Annotated in this window: 17 protein-coding genes; 10 read left to right on the top strand and 7 right to left on the bottom strand. The window is 74.0% G+C overall.

Annotated features, from left to right (window positions below; translation table 11 throughout):
• The first annotated feature begins 9 nt into the window (after positions 1 to 9).
• Both ACZ3ZD_RS07775 and ACZ3ZD_RS07770 read left to right on the top strand, forming a co-directional pair.
• A complete protein-coding gene (locus ACZ3ZD_RS07775; RefSeq protein ID WP_467394674.1) occupies positions 10 to 1,377 on the top strand; it encodes an alkaline phosphatase PhoX in 1,368 nt (455 codons plus the stop codon).
• A 67-nt stretch (positions 1,378 to 1,444) separates the two neighbouring features.
• Positions 1,445 to 2,116 (top strand): precorrin-8X methylmutase, encoded by a 672-nt coding sequence (locus ACZ3ZD_RS07770; RefSeq protein WP_467394672.1) that lies wholly within the window; start codon positions 1,445 to 1,447, stop codon positions 2,114 to 2,116.
• 44 nt (positions 2,117 to 2,160) lie between these two features.
• Here ACZ3ZD_RS07770 and ACZ3ZD_RS07765 read toward each other — a convergent pair whose 3' ends face one another.
• A complete protein-coding gene (locus ACZ3ZD_RS07765; RefSeq protein WP_467394670.1) occupies positions 2,161 to 2,928 on the bottom strand; it encodes a cobalt-precorrin-6A reductase in 768 nt (255 codons plus the stop codon).
• Between the two features lie 194 nt (positions 2,929 to 3,122).
• On the opposite strand from ACZ3ZD_RS07765, the gene ACZ3ZD_RS07760 reads away from it, so the two are divergent.
• From ACZ3ZD_RS07760 to ACZ3ZD_RS07745, 4 genes are all read left to right on the top strand, one after another.
• Entirely contained in the window at positions 3,123 to 4,499 is a 1,377-nt protein-coding gene (locus ACZ3ZD_RS07760; RefSeq protein ID WP_467394668.1) for a hypothetical protein, read from the top strand.
• A gap of 16 nt (positions 4,500 to 4,515) precedes the next feature.
• Positions 4,516 to 4,674 (top strand): hypothetical protein, encoded by a 159-nt coding sequence (locus ACZ3ZD_RS07755; protein ID WP_467394665.1) that lies wholly within the window; start codon positions 4,516 to 4,518, stop codon positions 4,672 to 4,674.
• Positions 4,675 to 4,904: 230 nt separating this feature from the next.
• On the top strand, positions 4,905 to 9,143 hold the full coding sequence (locus ACZ3ZD_RS07750; RefSeq protein WP_467394663.1) for a molybdopterin-dependent oxidoreductase: 4,239 nt from the start codon (positions 4,905 to 4,907) through the stop codon (positions 9,141 to 9,143).
• 61 nt (positions 9,144 to 9,204) lie between these two features.
• Positions 9,205 to 10,161, top strand: coding sequence for an alpha/beta fold hydrolase (locus ACZ3ZD_RS07745; protein ID WP_467394661.1), 957 nt, complete (start codon positions 9,205 to 9,207; stop codon positions 10,159 to 10,161).
• Between the two features lie 6 nt (positions 10,162 to 10,167).
• Here the strand turns inward: ACZ3ZD_RS07745 and ACZ3ZD_RS07740 are convergent, their stop codons facing one another.
• Both ACZ3ZD_RS07740 and ACZ3ZD_RS07735 read right to left on the bottom strand, forming a co-directional pair.
• Positions 10,168 to 11,259, bottom strand: a complete 1,092-nt coding sequence (locus ACZ3ZD_RS07740) for a sugar ABC transporter substrate-binding protein (RefSeq protein WP_467394659.1) — start codon at positions 11,257 to 11,259, stop codon at positions 10,168 to 10,170.
• Positions 11,256 to 13,802, bottom strand: a complete 2,547-nt coding sequence (locus ACZ3ZD_RS07735; protein ID WP_467394657.1) for a SpoIIE family protein phosphatase — start codon at positions 13,800 to 13,802, stop codon at positions 11,256 to 11,258. The genes ACZ3ZD_RS07740 and ACZ3ZD_RS07735 overlap by 4 nt, the downstream gene beginning before the upstream one ends.
• 249 nt (positions 13,803 to 14,051) lie before the next feature.
• Here ACZ3ZD_RS07735 and ACZ3ZD_RS07730 point away from each other — a divergent pair, with 249 nt between their 5' ends.
• From ACZ3ZD_RS07730 to ACZ3ZD_RS07720, 3 genes are read left to right on the top strand one after another with little or no spacing between them, the layout of a single operon-like run.
• Entirely contained in the window at positions 14,052 to 15,296 is a 1,245-nt protein-coding gene (locus tag ACZ3ZD_RS07730; RefSeq protein ID WP_467394655.1) for a substrate-binding domain-containing protein, read from the top strand.
• Between the two features lie 37 nt (positions 15,297 to 15,333).
• On the top strand, positions 15,334 to 16,116 hold the full coding sequence (locus tag ACZ3ZD_RS07725; RefSeq protein ID WP_467394653.1) for an ATP-binding cassette domain-containing protein: 783 nt from the start codon (positions 15,334 to 15,336) through the stop codon (positions 16,114 to 16,116).
• Between the two features lie 5 nt (positions 16,117 to 16,121).
• On the top strand, positions 16,122 to 17,393 hold the full coding sequence (locus tag ACZ3ZD_RS07720; RefSeq protein WP_467394651.1) for a sugar ABC transporter permease: 1,272 nt from the start codon (positions 16,122 to 16,124) through the stop codon (positions 17,391 to 17,393).
• A 13-nt stretch (positions 17,394 to 17,406) separates the two neighbouring features.
• Here the strand turns inward: ACZ3ZD_RS07720 and ACZ3ZD_RS07715 are convergent, their stop codons facing one another.
• The 4 genes from ACZ3ZD_RS07715 to ACZ3ZD_RS07700 form a co-directional block, all read right to left on the bottom strand.
• Positions 17,407 to 17,853 carry a Fur family transcriptional regulator gene (locus ACZ3ZD_RS07715; protein WP_467394650.1) on the bottom strand — a complete coding sequence of 149 codons (447 nt, stop codon included), beginning with the start codon at positions 17,851 to 17,853 and terminating at the stop codon, positions 17,407 to 17,409.
• Positions 17,850 to 18,353 carry an ATP-binding protein gene (locus tag ACZ3ZD_RS07710; protein WP_467394648.1) on the bottom strand — a complete coding sequence of 168 codons (504 nt, stop codon included), beginning with the start codon at positions 18,351 to 18,353 and terminating at the stop codon, positions 17,850 to 17,852. The genes ACZ3ZD_RS07715 and ACZ3ZD_RS07710 overlap by 4 nt, the downstream gene beginning before the upstream one ends.
• A 137-nt stretch (positions 18,354 to 18,490) precedes the next feature.
• Positions 18,491 to 20,215, bottom strand: coding sequence for an acyl-CoA dehydrogenase family protein (locus tag ACZ3ZD_RS07705; protein WP_467394646.1), 1,725 nt, complete (start codon positions 20,213 to 20,215; stop codon positions 18,491 to 18,493).
• Positions 20,216 to 20,304: 89 nt separating this feature from the next.
• The gene (locus tag ACZ3ZD_RS07700; RefSeq protein ID WP_467394644.1) at positions 20,305 to 20,910 is read right to left on the bottom strand and encodes a PadR family transcriptional regulator; all 606 of its coding nucleotides are present in this window, start codon (positions 20,908 to 20,910) and stop codon (positions 20,305 to 20,307) included.
• Between the two features lie 130 nt (positions 20,911 to 21,040).
• Between ACZ3ZD_RS07700 and ACZ3ZD_RS07695 the strand changes: the two genes are divergently transcribed.
• A complete protein-coding gene (locus ACZ3ZD_RS07695; RefSeq protein WP_467394642.1) occupies positions 21,041 to 23,422 on the top strand; it encodes a SpoIIE family protein phosphatase in 2,382 nt (793 codons plus the stop codon).
• Positions 23,423 to 23,556: the final 134 nt, after the last annotated feature.

Here is a 23,556-nt window from a genome sequence, read left to right as displayed (position 1 = left end):
CGCTGCCGCATGTCTGCAACACGCCGTCAGGTCCTGGCCCGTGCGAGCGCCCTGGGCGCCGGCATCGCCTTCACCGGGGCCCTGTCCGAGCTTTTCGCGGGCACCGCCGCCGCGCAGAGCCCGGGTCACTCCGGCTACGGCCCGCTCGTCCCCGATCCGGACGGGCTGCTCGACCTGCCGAAAGGATTCCGCTACACGGTGCTCTCCCGCGAGGGCGACCCGCTCCGTTCCGGCGAGGGCAGAGTCCCCTCCCACCACGACGGCATGGCCGCCTTCGGCGGCCGCGGGGGCCGTACCCACCTCGTCCGCAACCACGAGAACCGGGTCACGGCCGAGATCCCGGTACCGACCGTGCGCGGTCTCACCTACGACCCGGAGGGTAAGGGCGGCTGTACGGCCCTGACGCTCGACGCGGACCACCGCGTGCTGTCCGAGCGGGTCGCCATCGCCGGTACGGCCGTCAACTGCGCAGGTGGCCACACCCCTTGGGGCACCTGGCTGACCTGCGAGGAGACCGAGGACAAGGCCGGCACCAACGGCTACACCAAGGACCACGGCTTCGTCTTCGAGGTCCACCCCACCGACCCGCACCGCACCGGCGCGGTTCCGCTGACCGCGATGGGCCGCTTCCAGCACGAGGCGATCGCGGTCGACCCGCGCGACGGCACCGTCTACGAGACGGAGGACGCCTTCGTCAAGCCGTTCGGCCTCTTCTACCGCTTCCTGCCCGACCGGCCGCTCGGTGGCGTCGGCTCCCTCCGCGCCGGCGGCCGGCTCCAGGCGATGCGGGTGCCGGGCGTACCGGACCTCTCCACCGTCCAGGAGACCGGGGCGCGCTTCGACGGCATCGCGTGGGTGGACGTACCCGACCCGCTGGCCGTCTCCACACCGACCCGGTTGCAGGACTACGGCCCCGGCGGCATCACCCACGCGCAGAAGCTGGAGGGCTGCTACTGGGGCGGCGGCTGCGTCTACTTCGTGTCGTCCTTCGCCCGCGGCGCGGACGGCTCCGCCGCCGACCACTACGGGCAGATCTGGCGCTACGACCCGGCGCGCCGCCGGCTGACCCTCGTCGTCGTGTTCGGCCCGGACACCGACGTCCAGCTGCCCGGCGAGTCCCCGGACAACATCTGCCTCGCTCCCGGCGGCGGCCTGATGGTGTGCGAGGACGGCAACGGCGCGCAGCACGTGTTCGGCGTGACCCGCGGGGGCGAGGTGTACGCGATGGCCCGGGGCCGGCAGAACATCGGGACGCCGGAACGGCCCGAGTGGGGCGAGTTCGCCGGGGTCACCTTCTCCCCCGACGGCGAGACGATGTTCGTCAACTGCTACACGCCCGGCACGACGTTCGCGGTGACCGGTCCCTGGCGCAGGTGACCACCGCCCGCCGCGCGCCGCGGTGCGCGGTGGGTATGCTCACCGCCGTGCGGGCGGCGAGCACCTCATGCGCCGCGAGACGACCGAGAGCAGCGAGAAGAGCACCGTGACCCCCCACGTCTACGAGAAGGACGGCGCGGCCATCTACCGCCAGTCGTTCGCCACCATCCGGGCGGAAGCCGACCTCGCGGGCCTGCCCGCCGACGTCGGCCAGGTCGCGGTGCGGATGATCCACGCCTGCGGGATGGTCGACCTCGTCCGGGACCTGGCCTACACGCCGGCGGTGGTGGCCCGCGCCCGGGCGGCCCTGCGCGCCGGGGCGCCGGTCCTCTGCGACGTCCAGATGGTGGCCAGCGGTGTGACCCGCAGGCGGCTGCCGGCCGGCAACGACGTGCTCTGCACGCTGTCCGACCCGGCCGTCGCGGAGCTGGCCGCGCGGCTGGGCACCACGCGCAGTGCGGCGGCGGTGGAGCTGTGGCGGGACCGGCTGGAGGGCGCGGTGGTCGCCATCGGCAACGCGCCGACCGCTCTGTTCCACCTCCTGGAGATGGTCGAGGCGGGCGGGCCGCGGCCCGCCGCCGTCATCGGTGTCCCGGTCGGGTTCGTCGGCGCCGCCGAGTCCAAGGACGCCCTGGCCGCGCATCCGTCCGGGCTGGAGCACCTGGTGGTCCGCGGCCGCCGCGGTGGCAGTGCCATCGCCGCCGCCGCGGTGAACGCGCTCGCGAGCGAGGAGGAGTGACGCGCCGGGGCGCGCCGGCGCGCCCCGGCGCGTACCGGTGCCGGTCAGCGGCCTGACGGCTGCCCCGGTGCGAGGCGTTCGCGGACCCAGCGGGCCGCGCTCTCCGGGTCGGGGACGACGGGGACGCCCCGGGGCGCCGGTGGTCTGCGGACCACGACGACGGGCAGCCCGGCCTCCCGGGCGGCCGTCAGCTTCGGCGCGGTGGCCGCTCCGCCGCTGTCCTTGGTGACGATGACGTCGACACGGTGGCGCCGCAGCAGCTCGCGTTCCCCGTCGAGGGTGAAGGGGCCGCGGTCCAGCAGCACCTCCATGCGGGACGGCCGCGGAGGCTCGGGGGCGTCCACGGACCGGACGAGGAACCACAGGGCGTCCAGGTCCGCGAAGGCGGCAAGCCCCAGGCGCCCGGTGGTCAGGAACACACGCCGGCCCAGTGCGGGCAGGACGCGCGCCGCTTCCTCCAGCGAGTCCACCGGGTGCCACCGGTCGCCCGGGAGGGGGGCCCAGCCAGGCCGGCGCAGGGCGAGCAGGGGGACCCGGGCGGCGGCAGCGGCCTGTGCCGCGTGGAAGCTGATCGTTCCGGCGAAGGGGTGGGTGGCGTCGACCACCGCGTCGACCGTGTGCTCACGCAGCCACGCCGTCAGCCCCTCCGGCCCGCCGAAGCCGCCGACGCGCGTCCCGCCCGGGAGCGCCCGGGGACCGGCGACCCGTCCAGCGAGGGAGCTGGTCAGCCGCAACCCGGGGATGCCGTCGAGCAGTTCGGCGACCCGGCGGCCCTCCGCGGTACCGCCGAGGATCAGGACGTGCGCTGCCATGCCCGGTCCTCGCCGTCGGCCGAGGCCGGGCAGGGGGCGCCGGGCGCCGTCGCGGGCGTCCCCGGGCCGGACGCCCGGCAGGCGGATCGGTTGCGGGGCGGCGCTGACGTCGGCATACGCGTGAGCCTAGCAACGAGGTCCCCCGCCGCTTCCGGGGAAGCCGTCGCAGCCGCCACCGCTTACCGTCGGAACCGATGGACGGATGCGCCCTGCACGACCTGTGGCACCGGCTGCCCCGCGAGGCCCGCTCGGAGCTGCTGTGCCACGCCGCCGGGGCCGACTGGTGGGTGCTCGACGCGCTGCCGGGCCGCTGGGAGGCGCTGCGCCCGCTGGTGTTCTCCGAGGCGGCCTACCACCGGTTCGGCGCGCTGGCGTCGGGGGTGCTCCGGTGCGCCCTGCTCGCGTGCCGGCGCCGGGCCGGGACCGCCGGCGAGCTGTACCGGGTCCTGAACGACCGCCGCGACCTGCGCCTCCTGGACCCGGCGCAGCCGCTGTCGGACGCCGAGCTGCTGCGCATGGCCCGTCCCGACGCGCTCGCGGTCGGCGGCAGGCCGTGGTTCGTCGAGCTGAACATCGGGCCGAACATCTACGGTGTACCGGGCCTGGAGCGACGGGCCTCGGCGTTCGCCCGCTGCCGGCCGGACGGGACCCTGGTCGAGCCTCCGTCGACGCTGCGGGCCCGGGCGGCCTGTCTGGCCCGCGTCGTACCGGCGGGCGGTGGGCGTGGCCGGGTGCTCGTGCCCACCTGGCGGGCGACCTCGGGCATCGCGGCGAAACTGGACGACGCCCGCGCCCTGCGCCGCTATCTGCGGCCGGCCGCGGCAGCCGCCCGGGCGGCCGGGCTGGAGGTGTCCGTCGCCGATCTGTCCGAGGTGCGCGGGGGCGCCGGCGGGCTCTGGGCCGGCGACGACCGCATCGACGTGGTCTTCAACCCGTTCGTCAGCCGGGTGCTGGCGGACGGCCGGTCCGTCGCCGTCCTGCGGGCCGCGGTCCTCGCCGGCAGCGTGCGGTTGTTCGTACCCGAAGCCGCGTGCCTGCCGAGTGCCAAGCAGGTGCTGGCCTGGATGCACGAGGACCTGGACCTGTACGAGCCGGCGGACCGCGAGCTGATCCTCGCGCACGTGCCGTGGACGGCGTGGCTGGGTCCCGAGCAGCCCGCCGAGCTGCGGCGGGACGTCCTGGCGCGGGCCGTGCGGGAGCGGGCCGGCCTCGTCGTCAAGCCCTCGTGCGGCCGTGGCGGCGCCGGGTTCGTCGCCGGTCACCAGGTCACGGCACGGGAGTGGCTCGCCCTGCTGACGCGGCGGTCGCGCGAGCAGACGCTCGTCCTGCAACGCCGGCTGGTGCCCGACCGCACCCCGATGCACTTCCGCGGCCGCGACGGCGCCCGGAAGGTGGCCCGTGTGCCGTTCGTCGTCTCCCCGTTCCTGCTGGACGGCCGCATCGCGGGCGCCTACGTCCGCCATCCCGGCCCCGGGGCGGACCCCGCCACGGCACCCGTGAACACCGCGGCGGGAGGCGTCTCCAACACCGTGCTGCTGCTCCGCGACACGGAACGGCACGGCGAGCCGTGACCCCGCGCCCCGTGCCGTGCGGGGCGCCCGGAAGGCCGGCGCCACGGCTCTCCCGCCCGCCCTGCGCGACGCGACCGGCCTGCGCTGCACCGAGCTGCCCCTGACCCGCGACCGGGTGTGGCCGGCGCTGCGCGAGGCGGGCGTCGCGCGGGGGGACACCGGCGGCGCCTGTTGAGCGGGAGGGGAGCGGGGTACGGGCGGCGCCTCCTGACCGGACGCCCCGTCCCGGCCGGTGGTGTCCCGCCCGTCTCACAGGGCACCGCCGACGGGTGTGCGCGGGGTGTAACCCCGGGCGGGCCCGGTGTGTGACGGGCCGGTAATGCGATCTTCCTACGGTGCTTGTCCTGGGGCCGCCCGCCACCCGCGGGCCGGTCCGGACGGTGGACGCGCGGCAGTGGGGGTTCGGTGGCGGCTGGCTCGAAGGACGGCGGCGTCCGTACGGTCTGCTCGTACTGCGGGGTCGGCTGCGGGATCGTGCTCGACATCAAGCGGGACCCCGGCGACGGCAGGCGGATCGCGGCCAGGGCCTCCGGGGACAGGGCGCACCCCACGAACAGCGGCCGCCTGTGCACCAAGGGCGCCACGAGCGCGGACATGATGGCCGCGCCCGGACGGCTGACGAAGGCCCTGGTGCGGGCCGGGCGCGAGGCCCAGCCGGCCGAGACGGACGTGGACGAGGCCGTCCGGACGGTCGCCGGGCGGCTGCGGGCGATCCTGGACGAGCACGGCCCGGACGCGCTGTCCTTCTACGTGTCCGGGCAGATGTCCCTGGAGGCGCAGTACCTGGCGAACAAGCTGGCCAAGGGCTTCGTACGCACCAACCAGATCGAGTCCAACTCCCGGCTGTGCATGGCCTCCGCCGGCACCGGCTACAAACTGTCACTGGGCGCGGACGGCCCGCCCGGCTCCTACCAGGACTTCGACCACGCGGACGCCTTCCTCGTCATCGGCGCCAACATGGCCGACTGCCACCCGATCCTGTTCCTGCGCATGATGGACCGCGTGAAGTCGGCCGGGGCCAGGCTGATCGTCGTCGACCCGCGCCGCACCGCCACCGCCGACAAGGCCGACCTCTTCCTGCAGATCAGGCCCGGCACCGACCTGGCCCTGCTCAACGGCCTGCTGCACCTGCTGGTCGCGGACGGCCACACCGACGAGGAGTTCATCGCCGAGTTCACCGAGGGCTGGGAGGAGATGCCCGCCTTCCTCGCCGACTACCCGCCCGGGAAGGTCGCGGAGATCACCGGCATCCCCGAGGGCGACATCCGGCAGGCCGCCCGGTGGATCGGCGAGGCCGGCGAGTGGATGAGCTGCTGGACCATGGGCCTGAACCAGTCCACCCACGGCACCTGGAACACCAACGCCCTGGTCAACCTGCACCTCGCCACCGGCGCCCTGTGCCGCCCGGGCTCCGGGCCGTTCTCGCTGACCGGCCAGCCCAACGCCATGGGCGGCCGGGAGATGGGTTACATGGGCCCGGGTCTGCCCGGCCAGCGCTCGGTCCTGGCCGACGCCGACCGCGCCTTCGTGGAGGACCTGTGGAACATCCCCGAGGGCACCCTGCGCACCGAGGTCGGGCGCGGCACGGTCGAGATGTTCGAGCGGATGGCCGCGGGCGACATCAAGGCGTGCTGGATCATCTGCACCAACCCGGTCGCCTCGGTCGCCAACCGCAGGTCCGTCATCGCCGGCCTGGAGGCCGCCGAACTCGTCGTCACCCAGGACGTGTTCGCCGAGACCGAGACCAACGCGTACGCCGATGTCGTGCTGCCCGCGACGCTGTGGGCGGAGTCCGACGGTGTGATGGTCAACTCCGAACGGAACCTCACCCTGGTCCAGGGGGTCGTCGACCCGCCCGGGCAGGCGCTGCCCGACTGGCAGCTGATCGCCCGGGTGGCCTGCGCGATGGGCTTCGCCGACGGCTTCACGTACAGCTGCGCCGAGGAGGTCTTCGAGGAGCTGAAGCGGGCCTGGAACCCCGCGACCGGCTGGGACCTGCGCGGCGTGACCTACGACCGGCTGCGCGCCACCCCCGTGCAGTGGCCGGCGCCCACCGCCGACGGCCCGGACCGCAACCCGATCCGCTACCTCAACGACGGGGTCAGCCAGACCCTGCGGGAACACGCGGACGGCACCCGCCCCCGGCTGGCCTTCCCCACCCCGAGCGGACGCGCGCGGTTCTTCGCCCGCCCGCACCTGCCGCCGGCCGAACTCCCCGACGACGACCACCCCTTCGTCCTCAACACCGGCCGCCTCCAGCACCAGTGGCACACGATGACCAAGACCGGCAAGGTCGCCAAGCTCACCAAGCTGAACCCCGGCCCGTTCGTGGAGGTCAACCCCGAGGACGCCCGGGCGCTGGGGGTGGCCGGGGGCGACCATCTGGAAATCGCCTCCCGGCGCGGGCGCGCCGTGCTGCCCGTCGTGGTCACCGACCGTGTGCGGCCGGGCACCTGCTTCGCGCCGTTCCACTGGAACGACCTGTTCGGGGAGTACCTGAGCGTCAACGCCGTCACCAACGACGCCATCGACCCGCTCTCCTTCCAGCCCGAGCTCAAGGTCTGCGCCGTGGCCCTCACCCGGACGGCCGCCCCCGCCCCGGCGGCCCGCCCCGGCGGCACGCCCGAACCCAGCCGAGGAGGAGCACCCGTGGACGTCCCGGTCCCGGTCCCGGTCAGCGCGGCGGTCACCCCGGTGGACTCCCCCGTCCCCGCGCTCGCCGCGCTGTTCGGCGTCGCCGACCTCGCGCCCGCGTCCCTGGCCGAGCCGGAGCGCCGCTACCTCGCCGGCTTCCTCTCCGGTCTCACCCTCACCCCGCCCGACGGACGCGTCCCCGTGCTGCCGCCGGGCGCGCCGTTCAGCCCCGGCCACGCCCTGTGGGTCGACGGCGTCCTCGCCGGCATGTACTCCCGCACCGCCGCCCCCGCCCCCGGGCAGGCCGGCCCGCCGGCGGCCGACACCGCCGTGCCGGCCCGCCGGCTGCTCGTCCTGTGGGCCTCCCAGACGGGCAACGCCGAGGACTTCGCCGCCACCGTCGCCGCCCGCCTCACCGAGTCCGGCCTGGACGCCGAGCTGCTGCCCATGGCCGACGCCTCTCCGGCCGATCTCACCCCGGACACCGACGTCCTCCTCGTCACGAGCACCTTCGGTGACGGCGACGCCCCCGACAACGGCGCCGGATTCTGGCAGGCGCTGTCCGCCCCGGACGCCCCGCGGCTGGAGGGGATCAGGTACGCGGTCCTGGCGTTCGGCGACTCCACCTACGACGACTTCTGCGGTCACGGCCGCCGGCTGGACGAGCGTTTCGAAGCGCTCGGCGCCACCCGGCTGCTCCCCCGCACCGACTGCGAGCCCGACTTCGAGGAGGCCGCCGAGCCATGGCTCGGCCGGGCCGTCACCGCCCTGACCGCGACCGACGACCGGCACCCGGTGCCGGCGGGCTCGGTCGCCGTGGCGCCCACGGCGGCCCGCGCGGCCACACCGGCCGGCGCCGCCTTCCCGGCGCCGGCTTCCGCACCGGCGGGCTACACCAAGGCGTCCCCGTTCGCCACCCTGCTCGTCGGCAACCGGCTGCTGAGCCTGCCCGGTTCGCAGAAGGAGGTACGGCAGTTCGCCTTCGACACCCGCGAGGGCGAGCTGGCCTACGACGCCGGTGACGCGCTCGGCGTCTGGCCGGCCAACGGCGCCCCTCTCGTCGCCGAATGGCTCGCCCTGACCGGTGTCGACCCCGACGAGGTGGTCGACCTCGGCGACGGCACGCCCGTCCCCTTCGAAGAGGCGCTGCGCACCCGCCTGGACATCGCCCGCATCACCACCGACCTGCTGAGGTTCCTCACGGAGCGCACGGGCAGCCACGACCTGAAGCGCCTGCTGCGGTCCGACAACAAGGACGCGCTGGCGCAGTGGAGTTGGGGCCGGCAGGCCGCCGACGTCGTCGCCGAGTTCCCCGTCCGCGCCTCGGCGGCGGAGTGGGCGGGCGTCCTCAAACGCCTCCAGCCCCGGCTGTACTCCATCTCGTCCAGCCCGCTCGCCCACCCCGGCGAGGTCCGGCTCACGGTCTCCGTGGTCCGCTATACCAACGGCCTCGGCCGGGACCGCAAGGGCGTGTGCTCCACCTATCTCGCCGACCACGCGGACGACGGCCCGGTCCAGGTCTTCGTGCAGCGCGCCCCGCACTTCCGGCCGCCCGCCGACCCCGCCACCCCCATGATCATGGTGGGCCCGGGAACCGGTGTGGCGCCGTTCGTCGGGTTCCTGGAGGACCGCCTGGCGCGGGGTCACACCGGGCCCAACTGGCTCTTCTTCGGCGAGCAGCGCGAGGCCACCGACTTCTACTACCGCGAGGAGCTGGCGGCGTACCGGGCGTCCGGCCACCTCGACCGTCTCGACCTGGCGTTCTCCCGCGACCAGCGCAACAAGGTCTACGTCCAGGACCGGATGCGCGAGCACGGCCCCCGTCTGTGGCAGTGGCTCCGGGACGGCGCCCACTTCTACGTCTGCGGTGACGCGGGGCGCATGGCCAAGGACGTCGACCAGGCACTCCGGGACATCGTCGCCCTCCACGGCGGCATGGACGCCGACGAGGCCGCCGCGTACGTCAGGCGCCTCGCCACGGACAAGCGGTACGTGCGGGACGTGTACTGACGGCACGACAGGCCCGGGCCGGTACCGCCGCCTCCCGAACACCGCGCGTACGCTCGTACACATGGTTGAACATCGCATGGTCGACGTGAACGGCATCCGACTGCACATCGCCGAGCAGGGCAGCGGCCCGCTGGTGGTGCTCCTGCACGGCTTCCCGGAGTCCTGGCACTCCTGGCAGCACCAGTTCGGTCCGCTGGCCGCCGCCGGTTTCCGGGTGGTCGCCCCCGACCAGCGCGGCTACGGGCAGAGCGACCATCCCGAGGACGTCGACGCGTACACCATCCTCCACCTGGTCGGCGACGTCGTCGGGCTGATCCACGCCCTCGGCGAGGAACAGGCCTACGTCGTCGGGCACGACTGGGGCGCGCCGGTCGCCTGGCACACCGCGCTGCTGCGCCCGGACGTGGTGCGCGGGGTGGCCGGCCTGAGCGTGCCGCCGCCCTTCCGCGGGACCCGGCCGCCGCTGGCCGCCATGGACAAGATGTTCGACGGCCGGTTCTACTGGAACTACTTCAACCGCCCCGGCCTCGCCGACGCCGAGTTCGCGCGGGACCCGCGCACCACCCTGCGGAAGATCTTCTACTGGGGTTCCGCGGACTCGCCCGACGCCGGCGTGGGCAAGCAGCCGCTGGTCAACCACGAACGCGGCTGGCTCGCGGCCATGTCGGAGCCGGAGGTGCTGCCGGACTGGTTCACCGAGGACGACCTGGACGCGCTCACCGAGAGCTTCTCCCAGGGGTTCACCGGGGCGCTCAACTGGTACCGCAACCTCGACCGCAACTGGGAGCTGACCGCCCCCTGGCACGGGGCCGTCGTCACCCCGCCCGCCCTGTACGTCTACGGCGACCGCGACCTCGTCCCCGCCTTCCCCGGCACCCCCGAACTCATCGCCAAGCTCCCCGACCTGATGCCCAACCTGCGGCGCCCGCCGCTGAAGCTGGCGAACTGCGGACACTGGACGCAGCAGGAACGCCCGCGCGAGGTGAACGAGGCGCTCCTCGACTTCCTCCGCGCCTGACGCCGGTTAGGACCCGTCCCCGCCGAGGCCGGCCTTGGCACAGGCGGGGCGCAGGCGCGGGGTGCAGATCTGGTCGACGGTGTACACGCCGTCCTTCACCAGCGTCCGTTCGATGGTGTCGACGGTCACCGCGCGCGAGGTGAGCAGGACCGACGGGACGTGCTTCGTGGTGGGGCTGTCGACCGTCGTCGTGGCGAGGCCGCGCGGGTCGCCGCCGCGTCCGAGGCTGACGGCCATCGCGGCGGCCGCTTCGGCCTCAGCACGGAAGGGCTTGTAGACGGTCATGTACTGCTCGCCCTTGACGATGCGTCGTACGGCGTCGAGGTCTGCGTCCTGGCCGGTGACCGGCGGGAGTCTGCGGACGTGGGCGCTCTTGAAGGCGGAGATGACGCCCGCGGCCATGGCGTCGTTGGCCGCGAGGACGCCGTCGATCCGTTCCGGGTGCAGGGCGGCGAGGGCCGCGGACATGTTGGCGTGGGCGTTCTCCGTGCTCCAGCCCGGGGTGTCGTAGGACCTGCCGATCTTCACCCTGCCGGTGAGGACGGACAGCGCGCCCTGCCTGAACCAGGCCGCGTTCGGGCTGGCCGGGTCGCCGTTCATCATGACCACGTTCCCGCCGTGCGCCTTCTTTCCCATGCCCCTGAGCAGGGTTTCGGCCTGGAGCCGGCCGACCTGCGCGCCGTCGAAGCTGACGAAGCCCGAGACCGGGCCCTCGGCGAGCCGGTCGTAGGCGACGACGGGGACGCCCGCCGCGTGCGCCTCCTGGATGGAGGAGCGCAGCGCCCTGGTGTCGGCGGCGTCGAGGATGAGGACCCGGACCCCCTTGGTGATCATGGAGGTCATCTGTTGCCGCTGCCGCGCCGGGTCGTCGTCGGCGTTGGCGTACTCCAGGCCGCAGCGGGGGCACAGTTGCGTCAGCCGCTTCTCGATCAGCGGCTTGTCGGACTTCTCCCAGCGGGACAGGACCCGGCCAGGGAGCAGCAGGCCGACGGTGAAGCCGTCCGCGCGCGTCCCCTCGGGTGCTCCGCAGGCGGCCGGGGGCAGGGCCATGAGCCCGGCGACGAGCGCGGCGACGACGTGCCGGGAACGGGTGCTCATGGCGGCCCGTCCCGGTCCGCCCGGGGACCCGGGTCCGCGCCGGACGGCTCGCGGTGCGGTACGACGATCTCGCTCCACACCTGCTTGCCGCTGGCGACCGGCACCGAGCCGAAGGACTCCGACAGCGCTTCGACCAGCATCAGTCCGCGGCCGCCGGTGGACTCCCAGTCCACGATCACCGGCTTGGCGGGCGCGCGCGGCGACGAGTCGCTGACACTGACCCGCACCCGGTCCCCGCGCAGCACCAGGTCGACGTGGACCGAACCCTGGGTGTGCACGAGGGCGTTGGTGACCAGTTCGGACACCACCAGCAGGACCGCGTCCGCCACGTCCTGCACGTTCCACCGGCGCAGTGTGCGGGCGGTGAAGCGCCGGGCGTGCATGACGGCGTCGGGCAGCCGCCACACCGCCCAGCCGGCGCGGATGGGCCGGGTCTTCATGCCGTCGTAGCGGAGCAGCAGCAGGGCCACGTCGTCCTCGCGGCGGCCGGCGTCGCCCAGCAGTTCGTCGGCCACCCGCCCGGGGTCGGCGGGGTCGGCGGCGGCCAGGGCGGTGCGGGTGCGCCGCATGCCGTCGTCCAGGGGGAGGTCGGCGGCCTCGACCAGGCCGTCGGTGACCAGGGCGAGGAGGGTGCCGGGGGTCAGGGCGACCGCGGTCATGGGGAACTCGGCGTCCGCGGAGACCCCGAGCGGCAGGGCGCCCTCGACCCGCACCTCCTCGGCACTGCCGTCGGGGAGGCGGATGAGCGGGGAGAGGTGTCCGGCCCGGACGAACAGGACGTTGCCCTCCTCCATGTCCAGTTCGGCGTAGCAGCAGGTGGCGAACAGGTCGGTCTCCATGCCGACGAGGAGCCGGTTGGCGTGTGAGACGACCACGTCCGGCGGGTGGCCCTCCACCGCGTAGGCCCGGACCGCGGTCCGCATCTGTCCCATGATCGTCGCCGCTCCGGCGCTGTGTCCCTGCACGTCGCCGATGACCAGGGCGACCCGGTCGTCGGAGAGCGCGATGACGTCGTACCAGTCGCCGCCCACCTGCAGACCGCGTCGTGCGGGCAGGTAGCGGGCGACGGCTGTCCCGCCGGACAGTTCGGGCAGGCGCCGGGGCAGCAGGCTGCGCTGGAGCATCGTCGCCAGTTCCTGCTCCGCGTCGTGCGCGTGGGCGCGTTTGACGGCCTGTCCGATCAGCGCCGCGGTGGCCGTCAGCAGGGACCGTTCCTCGGGCGCGAAGGAGTGGGGCCGGTCCCAGCCGATCAGGCAGACGCCGACGGCCCGGCCCTTGGCGGGCAGCGGCAGGACGGCCAGGCCGCCGGGGCCGGCGCCCGCGAGCCCGGGTTCCAGGGCGGCGCCGGCCGGCCACAGCCCCATGCGGCCCTCCCGCAGTGCCGTCCGCAGGGTGGGCAGGTCGGCGACCGCCAGATCGGGCCACTCCGCACGCCAGTCGGAACGCCACGCCTGCGGCCAGGCGTCGGGCTCCGGGGGGTCGAGGACGGTGACCGTGAGCCGTTCGTCCTGCAGTTCGGCGAGCGCCACCCGGTCGGCGCCGAGCGGCTCCCGCAGCGCGGTGACCACCACGTGACTGACGTCGGCGACGGTGGTGGCGTCGTCGAGGGCGGCGGTCAGCCACTGGATCCGGGAGACGTCGTCGGAGCCGCGGGGCAGGACCGAGGTCGCCGTCACCACGCCCAGCACCCGGTCCGGCCGGCCGGCGGTGCTCGCCAGCGCCCGGTAGCGCAGGCTCAGCCAGCGGGTCTCGCCGCCGGGGCAGCGCACGCGGAACTCCAGCTCCCGGCCGCCGTACGCCTCGGCGGACGGCTCCAGGACGTTCATCAGGCCGGGCATGTCCTCCGGGAGGGCGTGGGCGAGCAGGGTGTCCGCCTTCCCGTCGAAGGTGTGCGGCACGATGCCGACCAGGTGGAGCAGGGTCTCGTCGGCCTCGATCAGGCCGGTGTCCGGCATGAGGACGAAGGAGCCGACGCCCAGGCCGCGCAGGGCGGGGCCCAGCAGTGGCGGCGGGGGGTCCGGGTCGCCGGTCTGGAGGCGGCCGGCGACCGCGTCGGCGTACCGGGCGAGGAAGCGCTGCTGCTCGGCGTCGAACCCGTCCGCGCCGGTGCCCGCGACCACGAGGCAGCCCAGGCGGCCGCCGGCCGTCGCCAGGGGCAGGGCGCCGAGCGACACCTCCGCGTTCGGGAGGGCCGCGTTCGGGAGGGCCGGGAGGCCTTCGGAGAAGGAGGAGAGAGTCGCCGGGGTCAGCCACAGGGGCCGGCCGGTGCGGAAGGCGTGGGCCTCGGGTGAGTCGCCGGTGAGGGCCAGTCGCTCCGGCAGCCCGTGTCCGGGGGCGGCGCGGCCCGCGGCTTCCACGAGGTGGAGCGCCTCGGTGCCGGGGCGGGGCACGTAGACCGCCGCCAGCGCCGCTCCGGCGAACGCCAGGACCCGGGCGCTCGCGGCGGCCTCGGGGGCCGGGGACGGCGGGCCGGTGCCGGGGGCGCCGGCCTCGGCTGCCCGCACCTGCGCGACCCCGGGCCGGGCGCTGCCGTCGTGAGGCATGTCCGCACCTACCTCCCGTCCCGGCCGAGGTGCCGACAGGGCGAAGACCCCCCACCCAGAATCGCATAAGTGAGCTAACGGGACAGAGCGGCCCGTACGACGCGCCTCGCCGGGTTCGCGGACCCTCGCGGCCGGTGTCAGACTGACGACGTGGTCGTCCGGCCACATCCACGTGTCCGGGCGGGCGTCGGGCGCCGGTGTCACGGCCGTTCACCGGCTCCTGGGCGCGCGGCCGGTGATGCGCGTGGCATGGTGCGGAAGCCGGGTGTCGTCATGGTCGACGAGGAAGGCGCCGGTACCGGGCTCGTCGGGTGGAAGCCGCGCCGCGCCCCGGCGGACAGCGCTGCACGGCCACCCCGCGAACCCCCCGACGCGGCGCGCCGGAACCGCCGTTCCCTGCCCGGTCGCCGGGCCCGCGTACGCGGCGTGGCCGTGGCCCTGGCGGCGGCCTCGGCCGCCCTCGCCGTCGCCTCCTGCGGAACCGGGACGGGGAGCGCCTCCGGCGGGCGGGACGCGCCCAGGATCGGCCTGCTGCTGCCGGATTCCACCACCGCCCGCTGGGACACACAGGACCGGCCCCTGCTGGAGAAGCGGATCAAGGAGCTGTGCGGCGACTGCCGCGTCGAGCACGCCAACGCCAAGGGTGATGTGGCGATCCAGCAGGAACAGATGGAGTCGCTGATCAGCCAGGGCGTCAACGCCATCCTGCTCGTGCCCGTGGACGGCCGGGCGCTGGCCGCCTCGGTCAGGAAGGCACACGCGGCGGGCATCCCGGTCGTCTCCTACGACCGTCTCGCCGAGGGCCCGATCTCGGGATACGTCTCCTTCGACGGCGTGAAGGTCGGCAGGCTCCAGGGCAGGGCGCTGCTGAGGGCGATGGACGGCAAGGCGCACGGCGGCCAGATCGTCATGATGAACGGCGACCCCACCGACCCCAACACGGCGGCGTTCCAGCAGGGCGCGCTGTCCGTGCTCAGGGGCAGGGTGCGGATCGGCAAGGCGTACGACACCCTGCAGTGGCGCACGGACGTCGCGAACACGAACATGTCCGGTGCCATCTCCGCGCTCGGCGCCGGGCACATCGACGGGGTCTACGCGGCCAACGACGGTCTCGCGGCCGGCAGCATCTCCGCCCTGAAGGCGAACAAGGTCCACCCGCTGCCCCCGGTCACCGGGCAGGACGCCGAACTCGCGGCCGTGCGGCGGATCGTCGCCGGTGATCAGTACATGACGGTCTACAAGCCGTTCGGGCCGGAGGCGTCCGCGGGCGGCGCCATGGCCGTGGCGGCGGCCCGCGGGACCGGGCTCGACCGGGTCGCCACGGGCACGGTGCGGACCGCTGACGGGGCGACCGTGCCGGCCGTGCGGCTCACCCCGGTGTCCGTGACCGCCGGCGACATCAGGCGCACGCTGGTGAAGGACGGTGTGTACACGATCCGGCAGATCTGCGCCCCCCAGCTCAGGGCCGCCTGCGCCAGGGCGGGGCTGACCTGAGCGGCGGTTTCCCCTCCGGACGGGTCCAGGGAAGGAGATGGTTCTCGTGCCGGCTCCCCCGTTGCTGGCGCTGCACGGCGTGTGCAAGCGCTTCGGTGTCGTGGAGGTCCTGGCGGACATCGAGCTGGAGATCCACGCCGGCCAGGTCCTCGCCCTGCTGGGCGACAACGGGGCCGGCAAGTCCACCCTGGTGAAAGTGATCTCCGGGGTGGCCCCCGCGGACCGGGGCACCATCGAGTGGGAAGGCCGGCCCGTCCACATCAGACGCCCCCACGACGCCCGCGACCTCGGTATCGCCACCGTCTACCAGGACCTCGCGCTGTGCGGGAACCTCGACGTCGTCGGCAACCTCTTCCTCGGCCGGGAGATCCGCAGGTTCGGGCTGCTCGACGAGGTGGAGATGGAGCGCCGCACCCAGCGGCTGCTGGAACGGCTGACCCGGCGCGTGCCGGAGCTGCGCGGCCCGGTCGCCTCCCTGTCCAGCGGCCAGCGGCAGACCGTCGCCGTCGCCCGCTCCCTGCTCGGCGAGCCGAGGGTCCTGCTGCTGGACGAGCCGACCGCGGCCCTGGGGTTCGAGCAGACCACCGAGGTGCTCGACCTGGTCGACCGGTTGCGGGAGCGCGGCCTCGGGGTGCTGCTCATCAGCCACAACCTGGGGGACGTGAAGGCCCTCGCGGACCGGGCCGCCGTCCTGCGGCTCGGCCGCAACAACGGCTTCTTCGACGTGAACACCGCGTCCCAGGAGCAGATCATCTCCTCCATCACCGGTGCCACGGAGAACGTGCCACGCCGGATGGCCCACCGCGAGACGGGGTGGTGACAGGGATGCACGACATGACGGACAACACGCGCACCGAACCCGCGGCGCCCCCCGCGGACACCCGCCGGACGCGGGGCACGCGGTCCCTCGCCCGTGCCGTGGAGCGCCCGGCCGCCGTCCTCCGGGACCGGCTCCGGGCCGGCGAAGTGGGCTCGTTCCCCGTCGTCCTCGTCCTCGCCGTGGTCTGGATCGTCTTCCAGTCCCTGAACGCGAACTTCCTCTCCCCCCGGAACCTGTCCAACCTGAGCGTGGACATCGTGGGCACGGGCCTGATCGCGGTCGGCATCGTCTTCGTCCTGCTGCTCGGCGAGCTGGACCTGTCGGTGGGCTCGATCAGCGGCCTCGCGGCGGCGGTGTTCGCCGTACTGAACGTGAACCACGGCGTCCCGGACTGGCTCGCCGTCCTCCTGGGCATCCTCGCGGGCACCGTGGCGGGCACCGTCCAGGGCTACTCCTTCGCCAGGACCCGGGTGCCGGCGTTCGTCGTCACCCTCGCCGGGCTGCTCACCTGGAACGGCGTCATGCTCTCCGTCCTCGGGACCAGCGGCACCGTCAACCTGGACGAGAACGGGCTCGTCGCCAAGCTGAGCAGCTCCTACTTCCCCGACCCCTGGGCCGCGTACGGCCTGGCGGCGCTCGGCACGGGCATGGTCTTCCTGTCGTCGTACCTGGACCGGCGGCGCCGCAAGGCGGCCGGCATGCGGCACCGCTCGCTGCGGGGCATCGCGTCGCGCACGGCGGGACTCGCGGTGATCACGTTCGCCGCGGCGTACGTGCTGAACCGGTTCCAGGGTCTGCCGCTCGCCCTGCTGATCTTCCTGGTGGTAGTGGCCGGCCTGGACATCGTGCTGCGGCGCACCCACTACGGACGGCAGGTCTACGCCCTCGGCGGCGGTGTGGAGGCGGCCCGTCGGGCCAGTCTGAGCGTGACCCGGGTGCAGACGTCGGTGCTCGCGGTGTCCGGCACCATGGCCGCGGTCGGCGGCCTGTTCATGGCCTCGCGCATCACTTCGGTCAGTCAGGGCTCGGGGTCGGGCGTCCTGCTGCTCAACGCCATCGCGGCGGCCGTCATCGGCGGTACCAGCCTGTTCGGGGGGCGCGGCACGACCTGGTCCGCGGTGCTCGGCATGCTGGTCATCCAGTCGATCGCGTCGGGCATGGCACTCACCGACACGCCCACGGCCGTCCAGCTGGTGATCACGGGCGGGGTGCTGTTCGCCGCGGTGGTCATCGACTCCCTGTCCCGCCGCTCGCAGGAGGCGCACGGACGCGCCTGACCCGTCCGCTCCCCTACGCCGCCCGGCAGTCGGGGCACACCCCCCAGAAGGTCACGGCGGCCTCGTGGACCTCGTACTCCGCCGGCAACCGCGGCTCCATGCAGGGGGCGGCGCCCACCGTGCACTCCACGTCACGGATGGCGGCGCAGCGCAGGCACACGAAGTGGTGGTGGTTGTCGCGGTGCTCCTCCTCGTAGCGGGCCGGGTGGCCGGGGATCTGGGTGCACCGGACCAGACCGGCTTCCGTGAGGGCGCGCAGCACGTTGTAGGTGGCCTGCAGGGACAGGCCGCCGGTGACCTGCCGGGCGCGCTCGCGCAGGTCGTCGGCGTCGAGGTGGCCCGCCGACCCGCAGACCGCCGCTAGCACGGCCATGCGCTGGACGGTCACCCGCATGCCCGCCGTGCGCAGGCGGGCCGCGGCCCGTGCCATCGGCTCCTCACCGGCCGCCGCTTCCGTCATGCGGCCTCCCCTTCGCTCTCCGGCTCGTTCCGCGCCGTGACCAGGCCCGGCCGCGCCGCCCCGGCGGGCAGCTCGAACCACACCGTCTTGCCCGAGGGCAGGGCGCGCTCGTGACCCCACCGTGCGGCCAGCGTGTCCACGAGGGCCAGTCCGCGGCCGCCCTCGTCCTCGGGGCCGGCGTCGGTCAGGCGCGGCGGCCGCGACGAACCGTCACTGACCGCGCAGCGCAGCACCTGGGGGGCCCGCTCGACGGTGAGGTGCAGCGGGCCGGAGCCGTGCCGCACCGCGTTGCACACCAGCTCGCTCACCAGCAGTTCGGCGACCGGCGCCAGCTCGCCGAGACCCCACCGGGTCAGCGCCTCGCGCACGACGCCGCGTGCCAGGCCGCACGCGGCCGGTGACCACGGCAGGGGCCGGGGCCCGCCGGTCGGCGGCTCGGGGGCGGCTGGGCCGGGGATCGCTCCGCCCGGGAGGGACTCCCGGGGGATCGTGCGGGTCATGCGGGCACCCCTTCGGGGATCGACTGCCTTCTCCTTTCGACCGTACGCCTTGCATGGAGTCAGTCAAGTAAGTGGAGAAGTGCACCGTTCAGGACCGCGCGTGACCCGCCCCCGGCCCGCCGACGCGTGGTGCGCGGCTACGGGGCCATCTCGTACGCGCCGGCCAGGGCCTCGACCCGCTGCCAGACCCGCTCCGTGCGTGCCGTGTCGACGGCCGGCCGCCGGACCGAGCCCAGCGCCCACTCCTGCTGCCGTTCGGTCGCCGAGTCCTTGCCGTGCAGTTCGACGGCGTGCGCGGAGAAGTCCCGCACGAGGACGGCGAAGAGTTCGTCCAGCACGTCCTCGTCCAGGCCGGTCAGGGCGACCTGCTCCAGGACGAGCTGCCCGTGCACGACGAGGGCGAAGAGCTGGCCGACCGCGAGGAGGAGGTCGAGGTCGCGGCTCTGCTCCGCGTCGGGGGCGGCCGTGGCGACGAACTCGCAGAGCGCGTCGGCCTGTTCGCGGAAGCGGCGCACGTTCGGCAGGTGCGCGTACGCGTCGAAGGCGGGCCGCCAGTCGTGGAAGCGCACCGCGCCGAGGCCCCGGGCCGGGCCCTGCCGGAAGAGGAAGTCGTCGTCGGCCGCGTCGAGGCGGGTCGGCACGTCCGGGTACTCGGCCGGGTCGAGGAGGTGGGCGCGCAGGAACTTCAGGATCAGCGCCAGGTTGACGTGGACCGTGCCTTCGAGCTTCGGCAGGCCGCGGATCTCCGTGGCCGCCTGGCCGAAGTAGTTGTCCTTCTCGAAGCCCTTGGCCGCGATGACGTCCCACAGCAGGTCGATGACCTTCTCGCCCTCGGTGGTCACCTTCATCTTGGTCATCGGGTTGAAGAGCAGGTAGCGGCGGTCGTCCGGACCGGCGGAGCGGAAGTAGTCCACCGCGCGGTCGCTGAACAGCTTCATGCCGACGAGCCTGACGTACGCGTCGGTCAGCTCCCGGCGCACGTGCGGGAAGGCGGTGACGGGGCGGCCGTAGAGGACGCGGTGGTGGGCGTGGGTGACGGCCTCGTACATCGCGTGCTCGCAGATGCCGATCGAGGCGGTGCACAGGTTGAACTTGCCCACGTTGACCGTGTTGAGGGCGGCGTCGAAGGCGGCGCGGCCGCTGTGCAGGACGTCCTCGGCCGCTACCGGGTAGTCCTCCAGGCGGAACTCGCTGACGAACTTCGAGGAGTCCACGACGTTCTTGACCAGGTGGTAGGCCGGGTGCCGGCTGTCGGCCGCGAAGAACACGTAGCCGTCGGGGCCCTCGACGTCGGTACGGCGGCCGAAGACGGAGACGAGTCCGGCCGCGTTGCCGTTGCCGATGTAGTACTTGGAGCCGGTGGCGCGGAAGCCGCCGTCGCCGTCCGGTTCCAGCAGCATGTCGGTGGAGTAGATGTCGGCGCCGTGCGCCTTCTCGGACAGGCCGAACGCGAACACCTCGCCCTGGTCGAGGAGTTCGGCGGCGCGGGCACGGGCGGCGGCGTTGTCGCTCTGCCAGACCGGGCCGAGACCGAGGATCGTGACCTGCCAGGCGTACCAGTAGTCGAGGCCGTAGAAGCCCAGGATCTCGTTGAGCGCGGCTATCCGGGCGGTGTCCCACCGCTTGTCCGGCTGCCCCTCCCCCGCCGCGGACGACGGGGTGAGGAAGGTGGCGAACAGGTTCTCCTTCGCCGCGAAGGCGAGGAAGTCGCCGAGCCACGCGCGATCGCGGTAGTCCTGGATCAGCCGGGTCTTGCCGCGCTCCTCGAACCAGTCGACGGTGGCACGCAGCAGGCGGCGCGTCTCGGGGTCGAAGTGCGCGGGGTCGTAGGTGCGCGGGTTGAACAGCAGCTGGTCGGCCATGGGAGATGACGCCTTTCGGCTGGTGGACGGGGGCGGGGGCGGCCGGCCGGCGGGCCGGGCCGGGGATCCTGCGGCGGGTACGGCGGTGATCAGCGGTCCGGGCCGAACCGGGCCAGCGTGGCCAGCACGTCGTCCAGCCAGTCGATCATCATCCGCTCGTAGGCGATGCCGCCGCGCAGGACGACGTGCTGGAGCTCGCGCTCCGGGTCGGGCGCGGGCCGGGGGCCGGTGTCACTGCCGGGCGCGGGCACCGGGCCGGTGTCTCTCGGCTCGGAGTCCGTGAAGTCCCGTGCCTGTCCCGCGAGATAGTGCGCCAGCCGGGCCCGGTGGGCCTGCCGGTGCCGCTCCACCTCGCGGGTGAGGGCGGCCGGGTCGTCGTCGAAGGCGGCGCCCCGGATCTTCACGGCGAGATCGTGGCGGACGCTCTCCGGCTCGATCGGATCGTGCAGCCAGGAGGTGAGCGCGGCGCGGCCGAGGTCGGCGACGGAGTACTCCTTCTTGTCCGGCCGGCCCTGCTGCGGGACGTCCCGGACGTCGACCCAGCCGTCGTTCTCCATGCGCTTGAGCACGCGGTAGATCTGCTGGTGGGTGGCGGTCCAGAAGTAGCCGATGGACCGCTCGAAGCGCCGGGCCAGCTCGTAGCCGGAGCCTGGCTTCTCCAGGAGCGACACCAGGATCGCGTGTTCGAGCGCCATGGCCCCGATCTTGCTATGCAACTCGTTGCATAGCAAGCCTGTCCCGTGCGATGCGACGCGGCTCACGGCGTGCGGTTGTCGTCCGTCACCCGGCACGCGATCCTGAGGGGGCACGAAGGGAAGCGGTGCCATGGATCGTTTTCCGAATGCCCCCCATGTCGATTTCCACAGCCCGCTGGACCTCTCCAGGGCCGCCGCCGCGGTACTGGACGCCGAAGGCCGCATCGTCGGGTGGGGATCCTCGGCCCAGCGCCTGCTCGGCCATCCGCCGGAGGACGTACTCGGACAGCCTGCCGCCCGGTTGCTGGCACCGGTCTCCGGGCAGCGGCCGGACGCTCTCCGCAGGCTCTGCACGGCGCACCGGCCCCGCGGCACGGTCCTGGACCTGTGCTGCCGGGACGGTCGCACCCTGCGCGCGGCCGTGACGTTCAGCCCGCTCGCGCACCGGGGCGCCGCCGCGACCGTCGTGGTCGCGGCCGACCTGGAGACACTGCGGGGCTGGGAGGCGCAGCTGGCGATGCTGCAGGGACTGGCGACCGAGTCCGACGTGGGCCTGACGATCTTCGACACCGACCTGCGTGTCGTGTGGGCGAACGTCTCCACCGACCTGGAACTGGCCGGTATCGCCCAGTACATCGGCCGGCCGGCCGCGGACCTCTTCCCGGAGGGCGAGTTCGTCTCCCGCCACCATCCTCCGGACGAGGACCAGATCATGGAGCACGTGCTCGCCACGGGGGAGCCGATCACGGGCATGCACTACCGGGGGCGGGCCCCCGCCGACCCGGTCCGCGAGCACGTCTGGTCCTGCTCGTACCACCGGCTGGTGGACGCCCGGGGTGAACTGCTGGGTCTCTTCGAGGAGTCGCTGGACATCACCGAGCGCTACCGCGCCCAGGAGCGGCTGTCGCTGCTGGTGCGGGCGGGAAAGCGGATCGGGGCCTCGCTGGACGTGCGCCGTACCGCCGCGGAGCTCGCGGACGTGGCCGTGCCCCAGCTGGCCGACGAGGTGCTGGTGGACCTGCCGCCCGCGGTCATCGACGGGCGGCAGCCGCCGACGGGCTCGGCGCCGGGGCACAGTCTGCTGCGGATGCACGGCCGGACACCGGAGGAGTTCCGGACCAGCCCCGTCTCGTACCCGCCGTGGTCACCGCAGGCGCGGAGTCTGGCCACCAGCCGCCCCGTCATGGACGCCTCGCCGCCCGGCCCGCCGGACGGGTCGGGGGCGGTCGCCCCGCACTCCTGCCTGTTCGTCCCGCTGCTCACCCGCAACGCGGTCCTGGGCCTCGCCACCTTCCGGCGCAGCAGCAACCCCGACCGCTTCGGGCCCGAGGAGCAGACGCTCGCCGTGGAGCTGGCCGAGCGGACCGCCGTCGGCATCGACAACGCCCGCCGCTACACCAGCCAGCACGCGGCCGCCCTGGTGCTCCAGCGCAGTCTGCTGCCGCAGCACCTGCCCGAGCAGAGCGCGGTCGAGGTGGCGTACCGCTATCTGCCGGCCGACAGCCGGGTGGGCGTGGGCGGCGACTGGTTCGACCTGATCCCGCTGTCCGGCGCCCGCGTGGGGCTGACCGTCGGCGACGTGGTGGGCCACGGGATGCACGCGGCCGCGACCATGGGCCGGCTGCGTGCCACCGTACGGGCCCTGGCCCTGCTGGACCTGGACCCGGCCGAGCTGCTCACCCGGCTGGACGGCCTGGTCGCGCAGGACTCCGAGCCGCCCACCGAGGACGGGCTGGGCGACGAGACGCTCGGGGTGACCTGCCTGTACGCGATCTACGATCCGGTCAGCGGCCGGTGTGTCTGGGCGAGCGCGGGCCATCCCCCGCCGATCGTGGCCGACGCGAGCGGCTCGGTGGCCCTGTCCGCGCTGGCGCCGGGTCCGCCGCTGGGGCTGGGCGGCCTGCCGTACGAGAACGTCGAGCTGAGTCTGTCCAGCGGCAGCGTGGTGGCGTTCTTCACCGACGGGGTCGTGGAGGACCGCAGCACCGACATCGACACCGGCATCGACCGGCTGTCCCAGGTCCTCACCTGGCAGCGCTGCCCGCTGGAGGAACTGTGCGACCGCGCGCTGTCGGCCCGGCCGCCCGGCCCCCAGGCGGACGACGCCACGCTGCTGCTCGTGCGCACCCGGCGGCTCGGCGCCGAGCAGGTCGCTGACCTGGAGCTGCCGTCCGACCCGGCGATGGTGGCGCGCGCCCGCACGGACACCGAGCGCCGGCTGGCGGACTGGGGCCTGTCCGAACTGTCGTTCCCGGCGGCCCTCGTGGTGAGCGAGCTGGTCACCAACAGCATCCGGTACGCCACCGGGCCCGTCACGCTGCGGCTGATCAAGGACCGCTCCCTGCTGTGCGAGGTGTCCGACAACGCGCACACCGCACCCCACCTGCGGCGAGCGCGGCGGGACGACGAGGGGGGCCGCGGCCTGTTCCTCGTCGCCCAGATGTGCCAGCGCTGGGGCACGCGCTACACCGCGTCCGGAAAGACCATCTGGGCCGAGCTGGCCCTGCCCTAGGTGCTTTCCTCCGGACCAGGACGGCTCGGGTCGGCAGCTCCGGACGAGAGGGCCCAGCCGACCCCGCGGCCCTGGCGGTGAGGTCCGTCACGCGTACGCTCCACCGGTCGCCCTGCCGGCCCCAGAGGCCGCCG

It is taken from the genome of Streptomyces sp. NPDC023481 (assembly GCF_055560195.1).
Note: the sequence above shows the minus strand (reverse complement) of the source record. Positions and strands in the feature narration are given on the sequence as shown.

Coding starts and splice junctions, on each gene's coding strand:
- ACZ3ZD_RS07775 (WP_467394674.1), top strand. CDS start 10: ATGTCTGCAACACGCCGTCAGGTCCTGGCCCGTGCGAGCGCCCTGGGC.
- ACZ3ZD_RS07770 (WP_467394672.1), top strand. CDS start 1,445: ATGCGCCGCGAGACGACCGAGAGCAGCGAGAAGAGCACCGTGACCCCC.
- ACZ3ZD_RS07765 (WP_467394670.1), bottom strand. CDS start 2,928: ATGGCAGCGCACGTCCTGATCCTCGGCGGTACCGCGGAGGGCCGCCGG.
- ACZ3ZD_RS07760 (WP_467394668.1), top strand. CDS start 3,123: ATGGACGGATGCGCCCTGCACGACCTGTGGCACCGGCTGCCCCGCGAG.
- ACZ3ZD_RS07745 (WP_467394661.1), top strand. CDS start 9,205: ATGGTTGAACATCGCATGGTCGACGTGAACGGCATCCGACTGCACATC.
- ACZ3ZD_RS07740 (WP_467394659.1), bottom strand. CDS start 11,259: ATGAGCACCCGTTCCCGGCACGTCGTCGCCGCGCTCGTCGCCGGGCTC.
- ACZ3ZD_RS07735 (WP_467394657.1), bottom strand. CDS start 13,802: ATGCCTCACGACGGCAGCGCCCGGCCCGGGGTCGCGCAGGTGCGGGCA.
- ACZ3ZD_RS07730 (WP_467394655.1), top strand. CDS start 14,052: ATGGTGCGGAAGCCGGGTGTCGTCATGGTCGACGAGGAAGGCGCCGGT.
- ACZ3ZD_RS07725 (WP_467394653.1), top strand. CDS start 15,334: ATGGTTCTCGTGCCGGCTCCCCCGTTGCTGGCGCTGCACGGCGTGTGC.
- ACZ3ZD_RS07720 (WP_467394651.1), top strand. CDS start 16,122: ATGCACGACATGACGGACAACACGCGCACCGAACCCGCGGCGCCCCCC.
- ACZ3ZD_RS07715 (WP_467394650.1), bottom strand. CDS start 17,853: ATGACGGAAGCGGCGGCCGGTGAGGAGCCGATGGCACGGGCCGCGGCC.
- ACZ3ZD_RS07710 (WP_467394648.1), bottom strand. CDS start 18,353: ATGACCCGCACGATCCCCCGGGAGTCCCTCCCGGGCGGAGCGATCCCC.
- ACZ3ZD_RS07705 (WP_467394646.1), bottom strand. CDS start 20,215: ATGGCCGACCAGCTGCTGTTCAACCCGCGCACCTACGACCCCGCGCAC.
- ACZ3ZD_RS07700 (WP_467394644.1), bottom strand. CDS start 20,910: ATGGCGCTCGAACACGCGATCCTGGTGTCGCTCCTGGAGAAGCCAGGC.
- ACZ3ZD_RS07695 (WP_467394642.1), top strand. CDS start 21,041: ATGGATCGTTTTCCGAATGCCCCCCATGTCGATTTCCACAGCCCGCTG.